We start from the raw sequence: 17,169 nt of genomic DNA on the forward strand, positions 1-17,169 counted from the left end.
CTTACCGGCGCCACCTATATGAAGGCAGCTTGGACACTTCCGGCGACTCACACCCAGACGGAAACTCAGTCGGCGAGCGCCGTAGATCCGCCGTCCTTATCTCCGACGATAGGCTGATCGCCGACTGATTTGAATCCCAGCCCCTTGTACCAGATGCTCTTGGCAGCACTCTTGGAAGAACGCCCGAGGGTACAGATGGCTTCAATATGTTCGCGCTGAAATCCGACACCATTGTCAGCAACAAGCAAAGCCTCGTCCGTCAGTTGAAAACGAACTTTGCCGCCGCGGCTTGATTCAGCGGCAGCGGCATTCGCGTTCTGCAGGAGCTCAAACAAATATCGGCCTGAATACTGCTGGCGAATGAGCACTTGGGCAGCACCGCGCTCATCCAAGGATTTCAGATAGTGCCTTGCACGTCCTGCTTTGACTTCTGATTGGAGTGACTCCAGCTCAGTTTCACGCAATTCATCGATGATCCCCCTCATTCAGTGCACCCTCCACACATTGACGCTTACAGAGCCTTTTGCCATTGCATGCTCATGCTCATGCTCAGACAACCAAGTCATGCCGGCTTAGATCCGATGCCACTTTGAACCGTACAACGTAGCACCCCCGCCTCTCTTAAATCCTGCGAGAGACACGTGTGTAAAGACCGCATTCCGACCGTCCCCGCCACCACGAGTGGAGAGGTGTTGACGCAAAGCAGCATCTGCGGCCGGATCTGCAGAATTTCCAGACATCCCGGCAGCTCCTTCTCGCGTCTTTCATCAACGCCTGCCCTGCGCAGGGGCCAGGATCGGGACAGATCGCGTCTCAAGTTCGGCTGGACGCACCCGTTGGCTGGCTATTGTTGCCTATGGAGTGAGCTTCCTTGAAATTCGTACTGGCAGCGAGCGGCCCATCGGCGGAAGCTCGGCGTCGCAGCCAAGGCTGATCCGCGCGCTTTTGCCGAGTGCGTGGCCAGGCGGAAGATCACCGTCACGAACGCCTCGATTGGACCTACGAGCCCGCCGGAGACCAGAACTACATGGGGAAACTCCTCTTCATCGCCGAAACTACAGGCCCGACGGCCTCTGAACCGCTGAACGTTGCGCCATGCTTCGAGCTCGTAAGCCGAGGTTCTGTCATGCCGCAAGTTCGGTGGCCCAATTGGGTTTGTATTGTGCAAGTCCTTTCAGACGCCCCAGTGCGGTGTGCGACGTCAGGCCCGAACCTAATGAAGGAAGTTGTGCTCGCCTACCTCGCCGCGGCTCTGCGCGACTTTCATGGCGACCCGCACTGCTTTAACTCGGATGTAATTGAACGTCCTGACGACTTCTCCCGGCGACGCGTTGCTTGGCTCCAAGGACCACCTGACCAGGCGGTCGTACTCCTCGCGCTCCTCAAGGTCCTCAGGCAGGGAGTTTTCGGGCAAGGACGCCATGTAAGCGTCGGCAAGGCTGTGGCAGTGCTCCCCTGTGTAGTAGTTTTTTACGAAGCCGGCCTCCATGGCCGCGGCCAGTTCTGCGCTGTATGCGTTGGCTTTCATTGTGCACTCCTCTGTTGTTGAGGCTCGTCATCCGACCGCACCCTTCCGGGCCGCATAGCCCCGAGGGGCGTTCTTTCCACAATTCGGAAAATGACGTCGACTGCCAGTTTTTCCTATGATCCCATTTCGATGAATCTAAAGGCCATGCACCCGCCCTCGCCGCTACGGCCGCCCACGGGAGCGTCTTACGTATAGGCGTCCTGCTTCCGCTCCTTCAGTCGTCAGAAGCGTCCACCTCGGGAGGGAAGATTGCTAAATGCCAGCGCAGCAGTCGAGCGTCCCGGCATTCCCGGCCGATCCGCAGCCCGTCCAGGAGTTTCTTAGCAGCGGACTCCCTTGGCACATCGGTGATGTGCCAGTTCGGGTTCTCGCCAGTCGGGGCTTCCCATCCTGCTGAAACGAGAAAATGCGCGTTGAGCGGCCAGGCTTCGGCAGAAAGAAATTCCTCAGAAACGAGTTCCAAGGACAATCCCGATTTACGCGGAGTGGCCTGCGCATAGGGTGCACAGTCCTCCCCCGTTCCGTACCCGTATTCGACGCTGAGGAAGTCGTCATCTTTGAGCCACAGCAACTCGTCTGTCAGCGACTCCACTGCGTCGGCCCACAGAATCACTTGCCTCGGCTCTTCCCCTGCCAGGCTCTGCCATTCGCCTTGGTCAGCGGACGGACTACTCGTTTCGTGTCCCCCGGAGGGGTGGTTCGCAGACCATGTAAGTTGTGCAGGATTCGTGACGCCGCGGCATTCCCGCAACCCGGCGAGGAGAGTTGACGCGACGTCCTTAAGCGGGACGGACTCCTTAATCCAGACGTCACGGGCATCTCGGGCCGAAGCCCAACCAAGTTCGAGCATCCGTCCGACGTCCTGGGGCCAGTCCTTCGTTTCGACTACCAGGTTTGAGGGGAATGAGCATTCGGCTCCGCCTGCACCGATCCTCGCCGTTGCGAACAGTGGAATGTCCAAGTCGTCGCCTTGTTCCACGACCCGGAGTTCAAGTGAGGCTCCCTCTGGAGTTTCGGACACGGTTTTGGAGAGCAAGCGTTGGACACGGCGCCACTCCCTCTCGGATTCTTCGTCGACGTCCTCCGCTAGGTCGCGACTCCCCGCCACGAGCCTTAGTCCATTACTCAAGACACCGAATTCGGCGTGCATGCTGAGCAGCGATGGTCGTTCCACTCCCCGCACTACCTGCTGTTTCACCCAGTCGTCGTACGCGAATTCCGTCCCCGGGGAACGGTCCAGCCCCGATGCCGACTCCGAAAAGTCGAGCGCAGCACGGATGAAGTCCGATCCCTGCCAGTTCCAGCCCTGCAGAATCGGAGGGAGGCCCGCCGCGGCCATGGCCCCGTTCCACGAGCCGTTGCCTAGGAATTCGGACACAGTTTCCGCCGGGGCCGGCCAGTCCAGGTAGTCGGATACTTCAAGAAATTCTCGGAACTGGGCCCGGCCCAGATTGTACTCCCGCGCGTAGAGTTGCCTACCCGGTGCACGATTTAGCTGCCTCAGCGCCCCCAGAACAAAACACACAGCACTTCGCCGCGCTGAGTCGGGCGCTCCGGACAGCAAACGTTCAAGATCGTCCACAACTCTTGCTTCCTCCGGAGAAAGCGGATCAGTCAGGTCTGCACTGAGCCCCTCGAGCATGCCGTAAACCGCGAAGACGCCATAGTCGAGATAAGGGGAATGGCAGGTCATCGGGTAATCGACGTTGAGCCCACCTTTCTGGCAAATCTCTTCATAAACGTCGGTCGCCGAGTCATGCAACCAATGAAATCTGTGTTGAAGGACCATAGACCGGCGAACCGATCCCGCGGATGGTCCGCCGCCGACAAGGCCGCCGTGGACATCTTCCTGAATCAGTCGACGCAGCGCACGGATTTCACTCGCGATGGCGTCAGCACGGTTTTGTTCGTCTTGGACCGTAACTTCTTCCCGGAGAAGGTCAAGGAACTCCTTTGGGGACTCAGCACCTTCATACAGGGTGGCTATCCGCTCCCCCTGGGCGTATGCGTCCACAATCATTTGCCAGCTCTGGCTTCGGCCGCTCGAAGTTTCTTCAGGTGCGTTCTTCGTCTGCGGATTCGAGTCTTCCTGAAGCGTGCGAAGCGCCGCCTCAACTTCAGGCCCGGCGTTGACGACTCCGCGCAGGACGCCGCTGGCCCAGTTCGCTAATGACGCTTCTGTCTTCTCACCACCTGGAGTCGGGAGCCGATCGAAACGTGTCAGGAAGTCCGTGTAGTCAGCAAGCCGTCGCTCGTGTCGCACTTCGCGCGCTGATTTCAACGTGTCCGCGTACTCAAGCACATGCGAAACTTCGTTGGAGATTGGTGCTCCTGCGGTCCGGAGCTTTCGGTGCTTGACCAACCACGCATAGACCGGGGACGCGGATCCGGGGATGTGGCCTGATTCGGTCAACGCCGCCATAACCTTTGCGCACTCCGCCGTCTCCCGGTCGAGGTTCGCGTGCCTCTTCTTGACGGGCGCAACGCTCACAGCGGCCTCCGCCATTTTCCTGCACTTATCTATCAGCTCTGCGATTGTCTCCTCGATTTGAGCACCCCCCGAGGTCCTGGAGCCGTCGAGTCGCCGCTTAACCCAGAAGGCGAGGTTTTTTTCTTCCTTCGGCGCCAACTTCGCGAAGCCAGGCATGCGTCCGTTGACTTTGACGAATTCGTTCAACTGCTCAAGTCGCGCATCGCGTTTGTGCTCGGTGTGAGCTTTGAGGCGCTCCGCGAGTGCCAGCACCTCCAGGGCCTCTGGTGACATATCGGCGCCGGCAGCACGTAGCCGGCGGGCATTCGCGATCCAGCCGTGGGTATGGCTGTCCTCGGTGCTTGAGGGCAGGTGATCGGCGTCCGCCAATACTTTTCGTACCTTTTCCCTTGCCAGGATTTCGTTGAATTCCGTTCGTGAAGGGTACTTGTCATAGAGATCGAGGATGCTCTCTCGGCGCTCAGCGTACTCGGTGGGCTCATACGCACGAGTGCTTTCCCGTGCATGATTACGCATCCAAGCCGCAATCGAGCGTTCCTTTTCCTCATCTGTGCTGAGCGCGTCGGTATCGGTGAAACTAGCCCGGGGAATGTACCCGTGCTGGGCGCACCATTCCTGTGCCTCCAAAAGCATCGCATCAGGATCAGCGTTCTTCCTGGTAGTCAGCGCGCCGGGGACTGCGGACAAGGCGTCAATCTGGTCTTGGGACATGGTCCCGTCTTTGAAAGACATCCGCTTGTTAATGAGCCACAGCGCAAGCCCTCGCTCTTCATCTCGTGTGCTGAGCGGCATCCGGCCATGCTCGGTTTGGAATGCCGAAAGGTCCGCAACCCATTCTGGGATTGATCGGATTTTCCGCGTCGAGTCTGTGGGGACGAGCGGCTCAAGCAGATCGGAGCGTTCAGCAGAGAGCTCCCCCTTGTTTCGCGCGATGACTTGATAGTTCAGCCACGCTGCAAGGCTGCGTTCTGACGGACTGACGGCCCCGAAGAGTGGGCGCCTTCCGTTTCTGCGAATAAACTCTGAAAGTTCCGCAATGCGGTCAGCATATGTCTGCCTTGGAACCAGGGCGCTCCCCAGGTCCTCCATCAGCTTCCGACGATCCGCAGCGAGTTGACCGGCGTTCCTCAGAGTCTGCTGCGTAGTGGTCCAACGGCCCAACGCTGCTTCGGCCGTGTCCTTTGACTCGGCTCTGGGGCGGCGCCCGTTTTGCTCAATGAACGCCTTCAATTCACCGTAGCGCTCCATGAACCGGTGTTCGTGCTTTTCGCTTGACATAGCCGTCCTAGTCTTCATATCCACAAGCGTCTTGGAGGACCCGCTGCATGCGGGTGCATGCAGCGGGTCCTGGTTCCCCGCATACCGTAGCGGCATGGTCCCCCGTATGTGAGCCGCAACATCGAGTTTCGAATAACAGGACCGCAACAACTTCCTCTTGCGTCGCCGTTACGCCGGAATCTGAATGCGTGCGGCTTCCTGCATCAGCGGGGTGGAGATCATCACGGTCGACGCACCGGGAGCAATATCGAAAGCAATGAATCCCCGCGCCTTGTCCCCCGGCAGAACGTTGCCCGAGGCGAGCTGGTTGTCAGCGAACAGGCTGAGATCCGCCTTGCGCCCGTTGGTGTCCTTGGCCGAGAAGTAGAACGGGTTGGAGCTGGTTTTCCCTGCCTCGGTTTCCCACAGGACATCCAGGAGCAGATAAGTCCCGTTCTTGGCTGCCGTCGCGAAGGCCGTGGTGGTGACAGCGTCCGTCCGAACAGCCGAGACAATCGTGATCTTGGCGACGTCGCCGTTTCCCATCTTGACGCTGAACGGAACGCCGACGGCGGGCGCGGCGGGTTTCGCCGGTGCAGCTGCCGGTGCAGCAGCAGGCGCCGCCGGCGCCGGCGCGGCAGCGGCCGGTGCAGCAGTTTCCGGCGTGGCAGCTGTTGCCGCCGCAGTCGTCGAGGCCGTGGCGGCGGGGCCGGCGTCGCTTGCCTGCTTCGACCCACCGGAGCACGAGCCCATGGCGATGCCAAGCACCAGAACGCCAGCGGGGATGAGGAAGCGCTTCTTCTTGAAGAACGGTCGCGGCTGAGGCGCTGCAGTGGGAGCGGGCAAGGGCAGGGAGTGATTCTCGTGGGACATGTGGTGCCTTTCCAAAAGTGAATGAAGCTTATGAGGGCGGGTGTTGCTACTGCTTTTCCCATTTGCCGCAGCGGCTGGACTTGAAGTCCTGCCCGGCAGAAAGTGCGACGGAGGGCCGGCCGCCGCCGGGGAGGTCGTTGTCGAGGATGTTGCTGCCGTTGCTGCCGGTCGCGTAGATGCCCCAGTAACAGGAAGAACCGACGTCGGCCGCTGCCCGGTACGTGCCCGGTTCAATGTCAGTCCCGACTGTCCAGGTGCCGTCACCGATGGTGTTGGCCGCCTTAGTCTTCTCGGCTCCCGTCACCGCGTCCTCGCGAACCTTCACGGCGGCCTCGGCGGTTTTCACGGCCGCGTCGGCCTTACCCACTTCGCCCTCCCTTGCCGTGACCTTGGCTTCGCGGGCTGCCATGCCGTTCTGCAGAGTGTCGTACTTCGATTTCATCGACTCGTAACTGGCTTTGGCCGAGTCGCGGTCCGACTCCACAGACGCCTTCTCCCCCGCCAGTGCCATGTACGCGTCGCTGGACTTCGGGTCCGGCAGCGTGGTGCCGAGGCCAACAGCGCCTACCAGCAGCGCCAGAACGCCCACCATCGGGAGCACCTTCCTCTTCCGTGCCGGCTTCGCCTCGTCCGAAGACTGCGGCCCCTCCTGGCGAACGTCTTTGATCTGCCGCGCATCCGCCTGGCTCGTGTCGGTATTCAACATGTTCTCTTCCTCTGTTCACGGGTAGCTGCTGACCGGCGGCGGGATACCGATCCCCCAATGTGTGGTTCCCCGCCGCCGTCACAGCTCCGGAGGATTCCTTCGTCGCTGCAAAACGAAGCTACGGCCGTGGGCAACCCCCGGTGTCAAAGAACGGTGATAACCCCCGTTATCAGTGATTCACCGATAAAAGAACACCGGGCCGCTAGGCTGAAGGTCGACGTCGTAAGGAGGCGGAAAATGTACGAAGCAGAAGCCCTGCGCATGAGCCTGTCCGACGTTGCCGCTTTGGCCCAGGTCCAGCGCCCGGTCGTATCTATGTGGCGAAAGCGCAGCGCCGGATCGGCTCACCCGTTTCCGGAACCCGCTGCTCTTGAAGGCGGCCGGGAGCTGTTCGACGCCGACCAGGTCGCCGACTGGCTGCACGCAACGGGTCGCGGCAACAATCCGGAGGCCCGCAACGACGTCGCCGCGTTCTCACGGACGCCCGCCACAGAAACCTACGGCACCAGTGCAGCCACACTGAACGCTCTCACCGCGCTGCTGACGCTCAAGGCCATGACGGGAACGGCGCTGGGAACTCTCAGCCCGGACGAACTGCTGGACCTCGCAGACGAGTGCGATCCGGACGATTTGTTCCTGTACTCGGAGCTGGAGGCCGTGGGGGCGGCGCTTGCTTCCACGGCGGCGTTCGCGGACCGGTTGGTGGACAGCGCCTACAACGCGCCTGCCGCCTTCGAGCAGCTGCTGGCCGCCCGGTTCCGGGCGGGGCTCCGGGAACACTCGGACACCGCCCTCACCGATTCCCCCGTCGATCTGGTCGCCTCGGCTGCGGTCGAATTAGCGGCAACGCTGGGTGGAGATTCTGTCTTCGCGGATTCCACGCGCGGGGGCAGCGACCTTTTGATGGGCGTCGTGCATACCTCCGGGGAGAGTTCTGCTCTCACCTTTTTGACAGCGGACGACGGCGGCGGCGCCGCTCGCCTGGTGCGTCGCCGCGTGCGCGTGCATGGCGTTGACGGCGGACAGATCCGTGTCGACTCCAGCGGCGAGTTTGCCGTTCACGGGCCTGTGGTTCACGTGGCGCAGTACCCGTCCCCAGGGCAACCGGGTATGAATGCTGCCGAGATCCTTTCAGCGGCGGAACAGGTTGTTCTGCAGATGGACGATCATCAGCGGGCAGTCCTCATCGCGCCCGCACGCGTTCTCTGCGATGTCCCGCTGACGGCCGCGGCTGCCGGCGTCCGTTCAGGGCTTCTACGAACGGGCCGGGTTCGCGCAATCGTGCGGCTGCCCGAAGGCCTGCTGCGTGCCAAGCCACGCGAAGCTCAAGCCCTCTGGGTGCTGGGACCATCCTTTGCGGAAGTGCCCATTGCCGAGCGCTGGACCATGGTGGCGGACCTCAGCGCACAGGAGCTCACAGAAGACGTCAAACAAGACGTGGTCAGCGACATAGTCGCATCCATGGGGAACCGCGCCACGGTCCGCGCGCACTCCTTTCGTTTCGCCCGGCTGGTGCAGACTCGTATCCTGCTGGCCAGTAGGAAATCCTTGGTGGCAGCGCAATCCGGCGGTTCGGCGCCGACTTCCGGCGGGGCCGAGGCAGCTCTTCGGGTGGAGGAACTCGTGCGCCTGCTGCAGGCTAGCGAATCCGGCCAATCCGTTGCCGTGAACGTTCTGCCCGCAGATCTGAACACGAAGGCTCAGCCTGCCTCCGTCCAGGAACTCCTCGCCGCCGGCAATCTTAAGTACATCAAAGGCAACCGGCTGGACAACGTGGACCCGGGGCCAAACGGCGGGACACGAGTCCTGGGACCGGCCGAACTACTCAACCCGCACACCGCCCCGCCCCGCCATCTCAGTCTCTTGGACTTCGCCACCAACTACCCGTCCGGCCGCCTCACCGAACCCGGCGACGTCGTCTTTTGTACCAGCCCGCGGCCCGCGGCACTAGTGGATGTGGAAGGTGGCTCCGCCGTCGTATTCCCCGCCCGCGTGCTGCGGATCGACGCCGGTGACCCCGGCGGGCTGCTGCCCGACGTTGTCACCGCCGATATCAACAGCATCTCCGCGGCGGACAAGTCCTGGCGCCAGTGGCGCCTGCGCCGCGTTCCAGATGCCCAGCGCAAGAAGCTGGCCGAATCCCTCGCCCGGCTGCAACACGGCCAGCAACAAGCCCGCGAACGCCTCGGGCGGCTGGAAGAACTCGCTACCCTGATTACGGACGGCGTAGCGGGCGGAAGCCTCACCCTGACAGACCCCAGCACTAAGCTCGCCGAACCACAGACCGAAGGAACCCGTTAATGCCCCCGAAATTGAAGGTGGACCTCGCCCCGTCCACCATGAAGGAACTCAAGGACACCCTCTGGAAGGCCGCGGACAAACTGCGGGGCTCCATGGATGCCTCCCAGTACAAGGACGTGATCCTGGGCCTGGTGTTCCTGAAGTACGTCTCAGATGCATTCGAGGAGCGCCGGGGGCAGATCCAGGCCGAACTGGAAGCGGACGGGCTCAACGAAGAGCAGATCGCCCAGCTGATCGACGACGTGGACGAGTACACCGGCCGCGGCGTCTTCTGGGTATCGGAGCGGGCCCGCTGGGGCTACCTCGCCGAGAACGCCAAGGGCCTCCCGGCGCTCAACGGCGCCGAGCCCAAGCAGATCGGCCAGCTGATCAATGAGGCCATGGAGCTGATCATGGCGGACAACAAGAGCCTGGCCGCCACGCTTCCCAAGATCTATAACCGGGACAACGTGGACCAGCGCCGCCTCGGCGAGCTGCTGGACCTGTTCAACTCTGCCCGCTTCACCGGCCAGGGCGCCAGCAAGGCCCGGGACCTGCTCGGCGAGGTGTACGAGTACTTCCTGGAGAAGTTCGCCAAGGCGGAGGGCAAGCGCGGCGGCGAGTTCTACACCCCCGCCGGCGTGGTCCGTGTCCTGGTCGAGGTCCTCGAACCGCACCAAGGCCGGGTCTACGACCCCTGCTGCGGCTCGGGCGGCATGTTCGTCCAGGCCGAGAAATTCCTTGCAGCCCACAACATGGAGGGCTCGGACATCTCCGTCTACGGCCAGGAGCTCAACGAGCGCACCTGGCGTATGGCCAAAATGAACCTCGCCATCCACGGACTCAACGCCAACCTCGCCTCCCGCTGGGGCGACACCTTCGCCCGCGACCAGCACCCGGAACTTACCGGCAACAACGGCGCCGACTTCATCATGGCCAATCCGCCCTTCAACATCAAGGACTGGGCCCGCTCCGAATCCGACCCCCGCTGGAAGTACGGCGTCCCGCCGGCCGGCAACGCCAACTACGCCTGGATCCAGCACATCATCTCCAAACTTGCACCCGGCGGCAGTGCCGGCGTGGTCATGGCCAACGGCTCCATGTCCTCCAACTCCGGCGGCGAGGGCGAGATCCGCGCCCAGCTGGTGGAGGCCGACCTCGTCTCCTGCATGGTCGCGCTGCCCACCCAGCTGTTCCGCAGCACCGGCATCCCGGTGTGCACGTGGTTCTTCGCGAAGGACAAGACCGCCGGCAAGAACGGCTCCGTGGACCGCACCGGCCAGGTACTCTTCATCGACGCCCGCAACCTCGGCTACATGGTTGACCGCGCCGAACGCGCCCTGTCCTACGAGGACATCGCCAAGATCGCCAACACGTACCACGCCTGGCGCGGAACGAGCTCGGCGGTTGAGTCAGGCCTGACGTACGACGACGAGGCGGGCTTCTGCTATTCGGCCAGCCTCGCGGAGGTCAAGGCAGCGGACTACGCGCTCACGCCGGGCCGGTATGTTGGAGCGGCCGACGGGGAAGGCGACGACGAGCCGCTCGATGAGAAAATCGGACGGCTTTCCAAGGAGTTGTTTGCGCAGTTCGAGGAGTCCGAGCGGCTGGCTCAGGTTGTGCGCGAGCAGTTGGGGCGGGTGTCATGAACGAATGGCCCGTCCACGCTTTCGGCAGTGGCCCTCTCCAAATGATCGACGGAGATCGAGGTAAGAATTATCCCAACGGGACTGATTTTGCTGCTGAGGGATACTGTCTATTTCTAAGTGCGCGCAACGTCACCAAGTCTGGATTCTTGTTCGAAGAAACTACCTTTGTCTCCGCCGACAAGGACGCCTCCCTTCGCGCCGGAAAGCTTATTCGCGGTGACGTGGTTCTAACTACCCGCGGAACTGTGGGGAATGTAGCCTATTTCGACGAGTCTGTACCTTTCGAAAATATGCGCGTCAACTCCGGAATGCTTATCCTTCGGCCCGACAGAGCGCGCCTCGATCCGCGGTACCTCTACTACTTTGTCCGGTCTGACTTCATGGCACAGCAGATCGAGTCCCTCACATCGGGTAGTGCGCAGCCTCAGCTTCCGGTACGGGATCTGAGCAATGCCACCATCCCGATCCCTGGTATGCACGAGCAGCGCTCCATCGCAGAAGTGCTGGGGGCTCTCGACGACAAGATCGCCGCCAACTCCAAACTCGCCGCCACTGCCAGCACCCTTGCCGGGCTGATCTACGATCAAGCGACTGGCCAGATCGAGTCGCAGCCCATGAGCCAAGTTCTGCAGCCAGTATTGGGCGGAACGCCACCGCGCTCCCGCGATGATTTTTGGGACGGCGACCAGCCATGGGCTTCAGCTAAGGACATCACCGGGGCAGACTTCGGAATCGTTATCGACACCGTGGAAAAAATTACTGATCTCGCTGTGGCTAGTACCAAGGCCAAGCCACTGCCAAAGGGAAGCGTCATCCTAACGGCTCGGGGAACCGTTGGAGCCGTTGCCCGGTTGGCCGCTCCAGCTTCGTTCAATCAATCGTGCTACGGATTCGTCCCCGGAGTCGTCCCGCCGGGAGTGCTGTTCTTCGCAATCGCTAGAGCCACAGAGCGAGCCAAAGAAATCGCTCATGGTTCAGTATTTGACACCATCACGATGAAAACATTTGATCATTTGGCGTTCCCGAGATTCGATTCAGCCACGATGTGCGAAACGGAATCCAAGATCGGACCGCTCCTCGAATCTGTATCCGCAGCGGTGACTGAGAATTCCGGCCTTGCCGCCACCCGCGACGCTCTTCTCCCCCAGCTTATGTCCGGCAAACTGCGGGTCAGGGATGCCGAAAGGGTCCTGGGGGACGCAGGGGTATGAGGTCGCACGGGCTGATCCGAGCCAGCGCCTCCAACCTCTGAACAGAGTTAGCGCAAACACTTCAGAATCACTGGTCTATCAGGGGGAACCACCGTGACAGCAGCACCCGCAGTAGCCTTTTCCGAAGCCGACTGGGAAGGTGTAGCCCTTGAGCTCCTGGCCGAGCCGCTCGGCTGGCGGCCCTTGGCCGGACAGGACATCGCGCCCGGGAGGGGCGAGCGGGATTCCTGGGACGAGCTGCTGATCCGGCCCCGGCTGCTCGAGGCCCTGCGGAAGTTAAACCCGACAGTTCCGGCCCAATACCTGCAGCAAGCTGTCGCGGAAATCGCCTCGCCCACGTCCAACGATGCCATCACCGAAAATCACCGGCTCCACAACTACCTCGTGGACGGCTATAGGCTCAGCTACATCGACGAGGACGGCAACGAGGCCAACCCCACTATCCATCTGCTCAGCTCGGACCCGGACCAGAACGACTGGCTCGCCGTAAACCAGGTCACCCTTGTGCAGGGCGACTACAAACGCCGCTTCGACCTCGTGCTCTACTGCAACGGCATGCCGGTGAGCGTCATCGAACTCAAGAAAGCCGGCAGCGCCACCGCCGACCTCGCCTCAGCGCACGCCCAGCTGCAGACCTACCTGCGCGAGTTCCCCACGGCGTTCCGCTTCTGCGTGTTCACGCTCGCCTCGGATGGGATCCAGGCCAAGTACGGCACACCGTTCACTCCCCTGAATCACTTCTCACCGTGGAACGTCGACGACGACGGCGTGCCCGTTGCGCCCGGGCATATGGAAGAGGGTGAGGCCGTGACGGCTCTGGAGACGGCACTCCAGGGGCTCTACAACCAGGAGCGCTTCCTGCAGCTGATCCGCAACTTCACTGCGTTTGATGAGGGATCGGATGGGCTGTCCAAGCGGATCGCGAAGCCGCACCAGTACTTTGCCGTGACCAAAGCCGTGGGCAGGACCGTCCAGGCCGTGGAAAGTAACGGCAAGGCCGGCGTCGTCTGGCACACTCAGGGTTCGGGCAAGTCCATGGAAATGGAGCTATACGCCAATCTGGTGGCGCGCCACCCGAAGCTGAAAAACCCCACCGTCGTCGTCATCACAGACCGCAACGAACTCGACGGCCAACTGTTCGAGGGCTTCGACCGCAGCCTGCTGCTGGCAGAGTCCCCCAAACAGGTCAAGAAACGCTCCGAACTCCGGGACGAATTGAGCAATCGCACCACCGGCGGCATCTATTTCACCACCCTGCAGAAGTTCAGTCGCAGCAAGTCGGAGAAGGACGCCGGCGCCGAGCACCCGCTGCTGTCCAACCGGCGCAACATCATCGTGGTGGTGGACGAGGCTCACCGCTCACACTACGACGATCTTGACGGTTACGCCCGGCACCTGCGTGACGCCCTGCCGCACGCGACGCTGATAGCTTTCACCGGGACACCGATCTCGTTCGATGACCGGAACACCCAGGACGTGTTTGGCGAGTACATCGACATCTACGATCTCTCCCGGGCGGTGGAGGACGGCGCCACGGTGCCGGTGTACTTTGAGCCACGGCTCATCAAAGTGGGGCTCGCATCGGACGTGACGGAGGAGATCCTGGACCAGGCCGCCGACGAAGCCACGCTGGGCCTGGACGACACCGAGCGGGCACGCATCGAGGCAAGCGTCGCCGTCGTGAATGCCGTGTACGGTGCGCCGCAGCGAATTGTGGCGCTGGCCGCGGACCTGGTGGCGCACTGGGAGAACCGCAGCGCCAAGATGGGCAAGTTCATCGAGGCGCCGGGCAAGGCAATGATCGTAGGCGGCACGCGGGAAATCTGCGCGAAGCTGTACACCGCGATCGTGGAGCTGCGGCCGGACTGGCACTCCGATGACCTGGCCAAGGGCAAGATCAAGGTGGTTTATTCCGGGACGGCGTCCGACGTGCCGCCAGTCTCCGACCATGTGCGCCGCGACTCCCTGAATGCCACTGTGAAGGAACGACTCAAGGACGTGGACGACGAGCTGGATCTGGTAATCGTCAAGGACATGATGCTCACCGGCTTCGACGCCCCGCCACTGCACACCCTGTACCTGGACCGGCCGCTCAGAGGCGCGCTGCTGATGCAGACGCTAGCCCGGGTGAACCGCACCTTCCGCGGCAAGGAGGACGGGCTGCTGGTGGCGTACGCCCCGCTGGCGGAGAACCTGGCCAAGGCGCTGGGCGAGTACACGCAGTCCGACCAGACGAACAAGCCGGTGGGCAAGAACATCGACGAGGCCGTTGGCGTGACGCTTTCGCTCGTGGCCTCCCTGCGGGAATTGCTTGCAGGGTACGACTGGAAGGCCGTGCTGCTGAAGGGCGGGCCGAAGGCGTTTTTAAACGCCGTCACGGGAGCGGTGAGCTACCTGCGAAATCCTGGCACCCCCGGCAACCAGCCAGCCGACGGGGAAGAGTCGCTAGCAGCGAAATACCGCAGGTTCTCCAGCCAGCTTTCCCGCGCGTGGGCACTATGCTCCGGCTCTGAAACTCTTGCTGAGCTGCGTCCGGAGATTCAGGTATATGAGGAGATCCGCGTTTGGATGGCGAAATACGACGCCGCCGACCGGCAAGCCAGCGGCGAGCCCGTGCCGGAGGAGATCCAGCGGCTGCTGGGCAACCTCATCGCTACCGCGACGTCCTCCGGCGAAGTGCTCGACATCTACGAGGCCGCCGGCATGCCCAAGCCGTCGCTGGATGATCTGACCCCTGAGTTCATCGCCAAGACGCAGCAGGCGCGTAACCCGCAACTGGCCATCGAAGCACTGCGCAAGCTCATCGCCGACGAGCTAGCGAAGACGACCCGCAACAACGTCATCCGCCAGCGGGCTTTCTCCGAGCGGATAACCGAGCTGATGAAGAAGTACACCAACCAGCAGTTGACGTCAGCGGAGGTTATTGCCGAGCTGGTGGAGCTGGCCAGGGAAGTTGCCGCCGAAGGCAACCGCGGTGACCAGTTCACTCCCCCGTTGAACTCCGACGAACTGGCGTTCTACGATGCCCTGGCCCAGAACGAGTCGGCTGTGGAGGTCCAAGGCGAAGGCGTTCTGGCTGACATCGCCCGCGACTTGGTTTCCGTGATGCGGCGAGACGTGCGCACCGACTGGACCGTGCGTGACGATGTCCGGGCCAAACTCCGCTCCTCGATCAAGCGGCTCCTGGTCCGCTTCGGCTATCCGCCGGATAGGCAGCCCGAGGCCATTAAGCTGGTCATGCAACAGATGGAGTCCATGGCGCCGCGGTTTGTCGAAGTGCGGGCGTGATCATGTTTGCTAGACACTTCCAGTGACGCGCTTTCTTCCATAGTGTTGCTTCGCTGCCCGCCAGTACTGTGACCTGTGTTGGATGCACGACCTCGACAAAAAGTATTGGACAATCAGAACCATGAAATCTCCTCGACTCGCGGCAATTTCTCTGACCCCCTTCAAGTCATACCAGAGTGTCCGCATACCGATTGAACCGCTGACCGTATTGATCGGCCGCAACGCGAGCGGTAAATCGAATGCGCTAGACGCTTTTGAAGTGCTCGGCCGCCTTGCACGCGGACTGGAGATCCGCGATGCGCTCGACGGGAGCCTGGAAGGTCTCGCCCCCATCCGTGGTGGATCCAGTGGTTTGGCGCCGGCGGGATCCGAGAAGCGTGCTATCAAGTTGGCGGTAGAAGTCGAAGATCCCGATTATGGACTTCTCACCATGGAGACAGAAATAGCGGTTGGTCCGGAACCGAAAATCATATCCGAACGTCTCAACCTGGCGGGGGTGAGGGGAAAAAAGAGCTTCACAGTTTTCGAATCGGTTCCACAAGACGACTCTTGGCGTGGTGATATCGACGCGAGGGTCTACAGCGGAAAACGTGGAGTAAACCCGCGGACTACCTTGAGATCCTCACAGTTACTGACATTCCAGGTGCCGCAAAGGCTTGACACTGGGTCTGCTGCAAAACGCCTAGTAAGTGATCTCTGCAACCGCGTTCTGGCCAGTCTCTTGGGCGTATTTCACTTAGACCCTATCCCTAGCTCTATGCGGCAATATGTGCCTGAAAAAGACACCGATCTACACCGCGACGCGAGAAATTTGTCAGCAGTCTTAGCCCATTTGAAGGACAGTGGCGCTCCGGACACTTGGGCCCGTCTTACAAGCGCAATCCAGCGTCTTCCCGAGCACCCCATATCTGGAGTCGAATTCGTGAGCACGAGTTTCGGTGATGTCATGGCAGGCATCCGGGAATCTTTCGACGATCATGTCGAGATAATTCCAGCCCGCCAGATGAGTGATGGAATGCTCCGAATGTTGGCAATCACAACATCGATCCTCGGCGGGGCTTCGAGCCTAGCCATTTCACCTTCTCTTTCGGGTGCAGAGTCAACCCCCACCCTGCTGATTGAAGAGCTGGAGAACGGACTTCACCCTTCGCAGGCACACGCCCTCCTGCAGCTAATCGTTGAGTCCATTAGTTCAGGCGAGCAGCAACTAGTGGTAACGACCCATTCACCCGCCCTTCTCAACGCACTCAGCGGAGAACAGCACCGAGGGGTATTGATCGTCTCCAGAGATAAGTCCTCCGGGTGGAGCTCAGTTTCACGACTCATCGACCTACCCGGTTATCACCGGGCTTTGGCCTCGGAGCCTCTCGGAAGCCTTGTCGAAAACGGCCGTATATCGGAGGCCTTTGAGAGCCCCGTGATCGCTCGGGAGAGTATCGACGATTTCCTGAGGATGATCTGATATGGCAGATGTTGTATTCATTGATACGAGCGTGCTTCTCTGCATTTTAGACATTCCGGGCAAAAACCAGAATCGCGGACCGCTGGTCGAGGAGTTCAAGAACCTCGTCACCAAGACCGGGAACACACTCATTCTTCCAGTCGCTACCATAATCGAAACCGGAAATCACATAGCGCAACTCTCCGAAGGTGGACTTCGCAGACAGAGAATGGAAGCCCTGACGAAGCTGCTTATAGCAAGTTCTAGCGCAACGGCTCCATGGGTAGTCGGAAACGCTCATTGGGATAGAGAGTTCATAGGAAACGTAGTTTCCGGCCTCCCGCACCGGTCCATTCTGGGTCTTGTCGATCTCGCGTCGCAGGGTGTCGGAGTGGGCGACGCCAGCATCGTCCATGAGATGGAACGCTACCGCGCATCCACCAAT

General features: G+C 61.3%; 11 protein-coding genes. 5 read left to right on the forward strand and 6 right to left on the reverse strand.

What is annotated here, in order from left to right; all coding sequences use genetic code 11:
• Window positions 1-65: 65 nt before the first annotated feature.
• From OM977_RS11595 to OM977_RS11615, 5 genes are all read right to left on the reverse strand, one after another.
• Window positions 66-485 (reverse strand): sacsin N-terminal ATP-binding-like domain-containing protein, encoded by a 420-nt coding sequence (locus tag OM977_RS11595; RefSeq protein ID WP_264354117.1) that lies wholly within the window; start codon window positions 483-485, stop codon window positions 66-68.
• 728 nt (window positions 486-1,213) lie between these two features.
• A complete protein-coding gene (locus tag OM977_RS11600; RefSeq protein ID WP_264354118.1) occupies window positions 1,214-1,528 on the reverse strand; it encodes a hypothetical protein in 315 nt (104 codons plus the stop codon).
• Window positions 1,529-1,742: 214 nt separating this feature from the next.
• Window positions 1,743-5,297: a helicase associated domain-containing protein gene (locus OM977_RS11605; protein ID WP_264354119.1), complete on the reverse strand. Its 3,555-nt coding sequence runs from the start codon at window positions 5,295-5,297 to the stop codon at window positions 1,743-1,745.
• Window positions 5,298-5,465: 168 nt separating this feature from the next.
• Window positions 5,466-6,149, reverse strand: a complete 684-nt coding sequence (locus OM977_RS11610) for a DUF4352 domain-containing protein (RefSeq protein ID WP_264354120.1) — start codon at window positions 6,147-6,149, stop codon at window positions 5,466-5,468.
• A 46-nt stretch (window positions 6,150-6,195) separates the two neighbouring features.
• Complete coding sequence (locus OM977_RS11615; RefSeq protein WP_264354121.1) at window positions 6,196-6,855, reverse strand: hypothetical protein; 660 nt, start codon at window positions 6,853-6,855, stop codon at window positions 6,196-6,198.
• Window positions 6,856-7,092: 237 nt separating this feature from the next.
• Here OM977_RS11615 and OM977_RS11620 point away from each other — a divergent pair, with 237 nt between their 5' ends.
• The 5 genes from OM977_RS11620 (at window position 7,093) to OM977_RS11640 (ending at window position 16,745) form a co-directional block, all read left to right on the forward strand.
• Entirely contained in the window at window positions 7,093-9,156 is a 2,064-nt protein-coding gene (locus OM977_RS11620; RefSeq protein ID WP_264354122.1) for a hypothetical protein, read from the forward strand.
• Entirely contained in the window at window positions 9,156-10,784 is a 1,629-nt protein-coding gene (locus OM977_RS11625; protein ID WP_264354123.1) for a class I SAM-dependent DNA methyltransferase, read from the forward strand. The genes OM977_RS11620 and OM977_RS11625 overlap by 1 nt, the downstream gene beginning before the upstream one ends.
• Entirely contained in the window at window positions 10,781-11,995 is a 1,215-nt protein-coding gene (locus tag OM977_RS11630) for a restriction endonuclease subunit S (protein WP_264354124.1), read from the forward strand. Before OM977_RS11625 ends, OM977_RS11630 begins: the two co-directional genes overlap by 4 nt.
• Before the next feature lie 93 nt (window positions 11,996-12,088).
• Window positions 12,089-15,283: a type I restriction endonuclease subunit R gene (locus OM977_RS11635; protein ID WP_264354125.1), complete on the forward strand. Its 3,195-nt coding sequence runs from the start codon at window positions 12,089-12,091 to the stop codon at window positions 15,281-15,283.
• A gap of 82 nt (window positions 15,284-15,365) precedes the next feature.
• Complete coding sequence (locus OM977_RS11640) at window positions 15,366-16,745, forward strand: AAA family ATPase (RefSeq protein WP_264354126.1); 1,380 nt, start codon at window positions 15,366-15,368, stop codon at window positions 16,743-16,745.
• Window positions 16,746-16,791: 46 nt separating this feature from the next.
• Here OM977_RS11640 and OM977_RS11645 read toward each other — a convergent pair whose 3' ends face one another.
• Window positions 16,792-17,139 (reverse strand): hypothetical protein, encoded by a 348-nt coding sequence (locus tag OM977_RS11645; RefSeq protein WP_264354127.1) that lies wholly within the window; start codon window positions 17,137-17,139, stop codon window positions 16,792-16,794.
• Window positions 17,140-17,169: the final 30 nt, after the last annotated feature.

The organism is Pseudarthrobacter sp. MM222 (assembly GCF_947090775.1).
GTDB lineage: Bacteria > Actinomycetota > Actinomycetes > Actinomycetales > Micrococcaceae > Arthrobacter.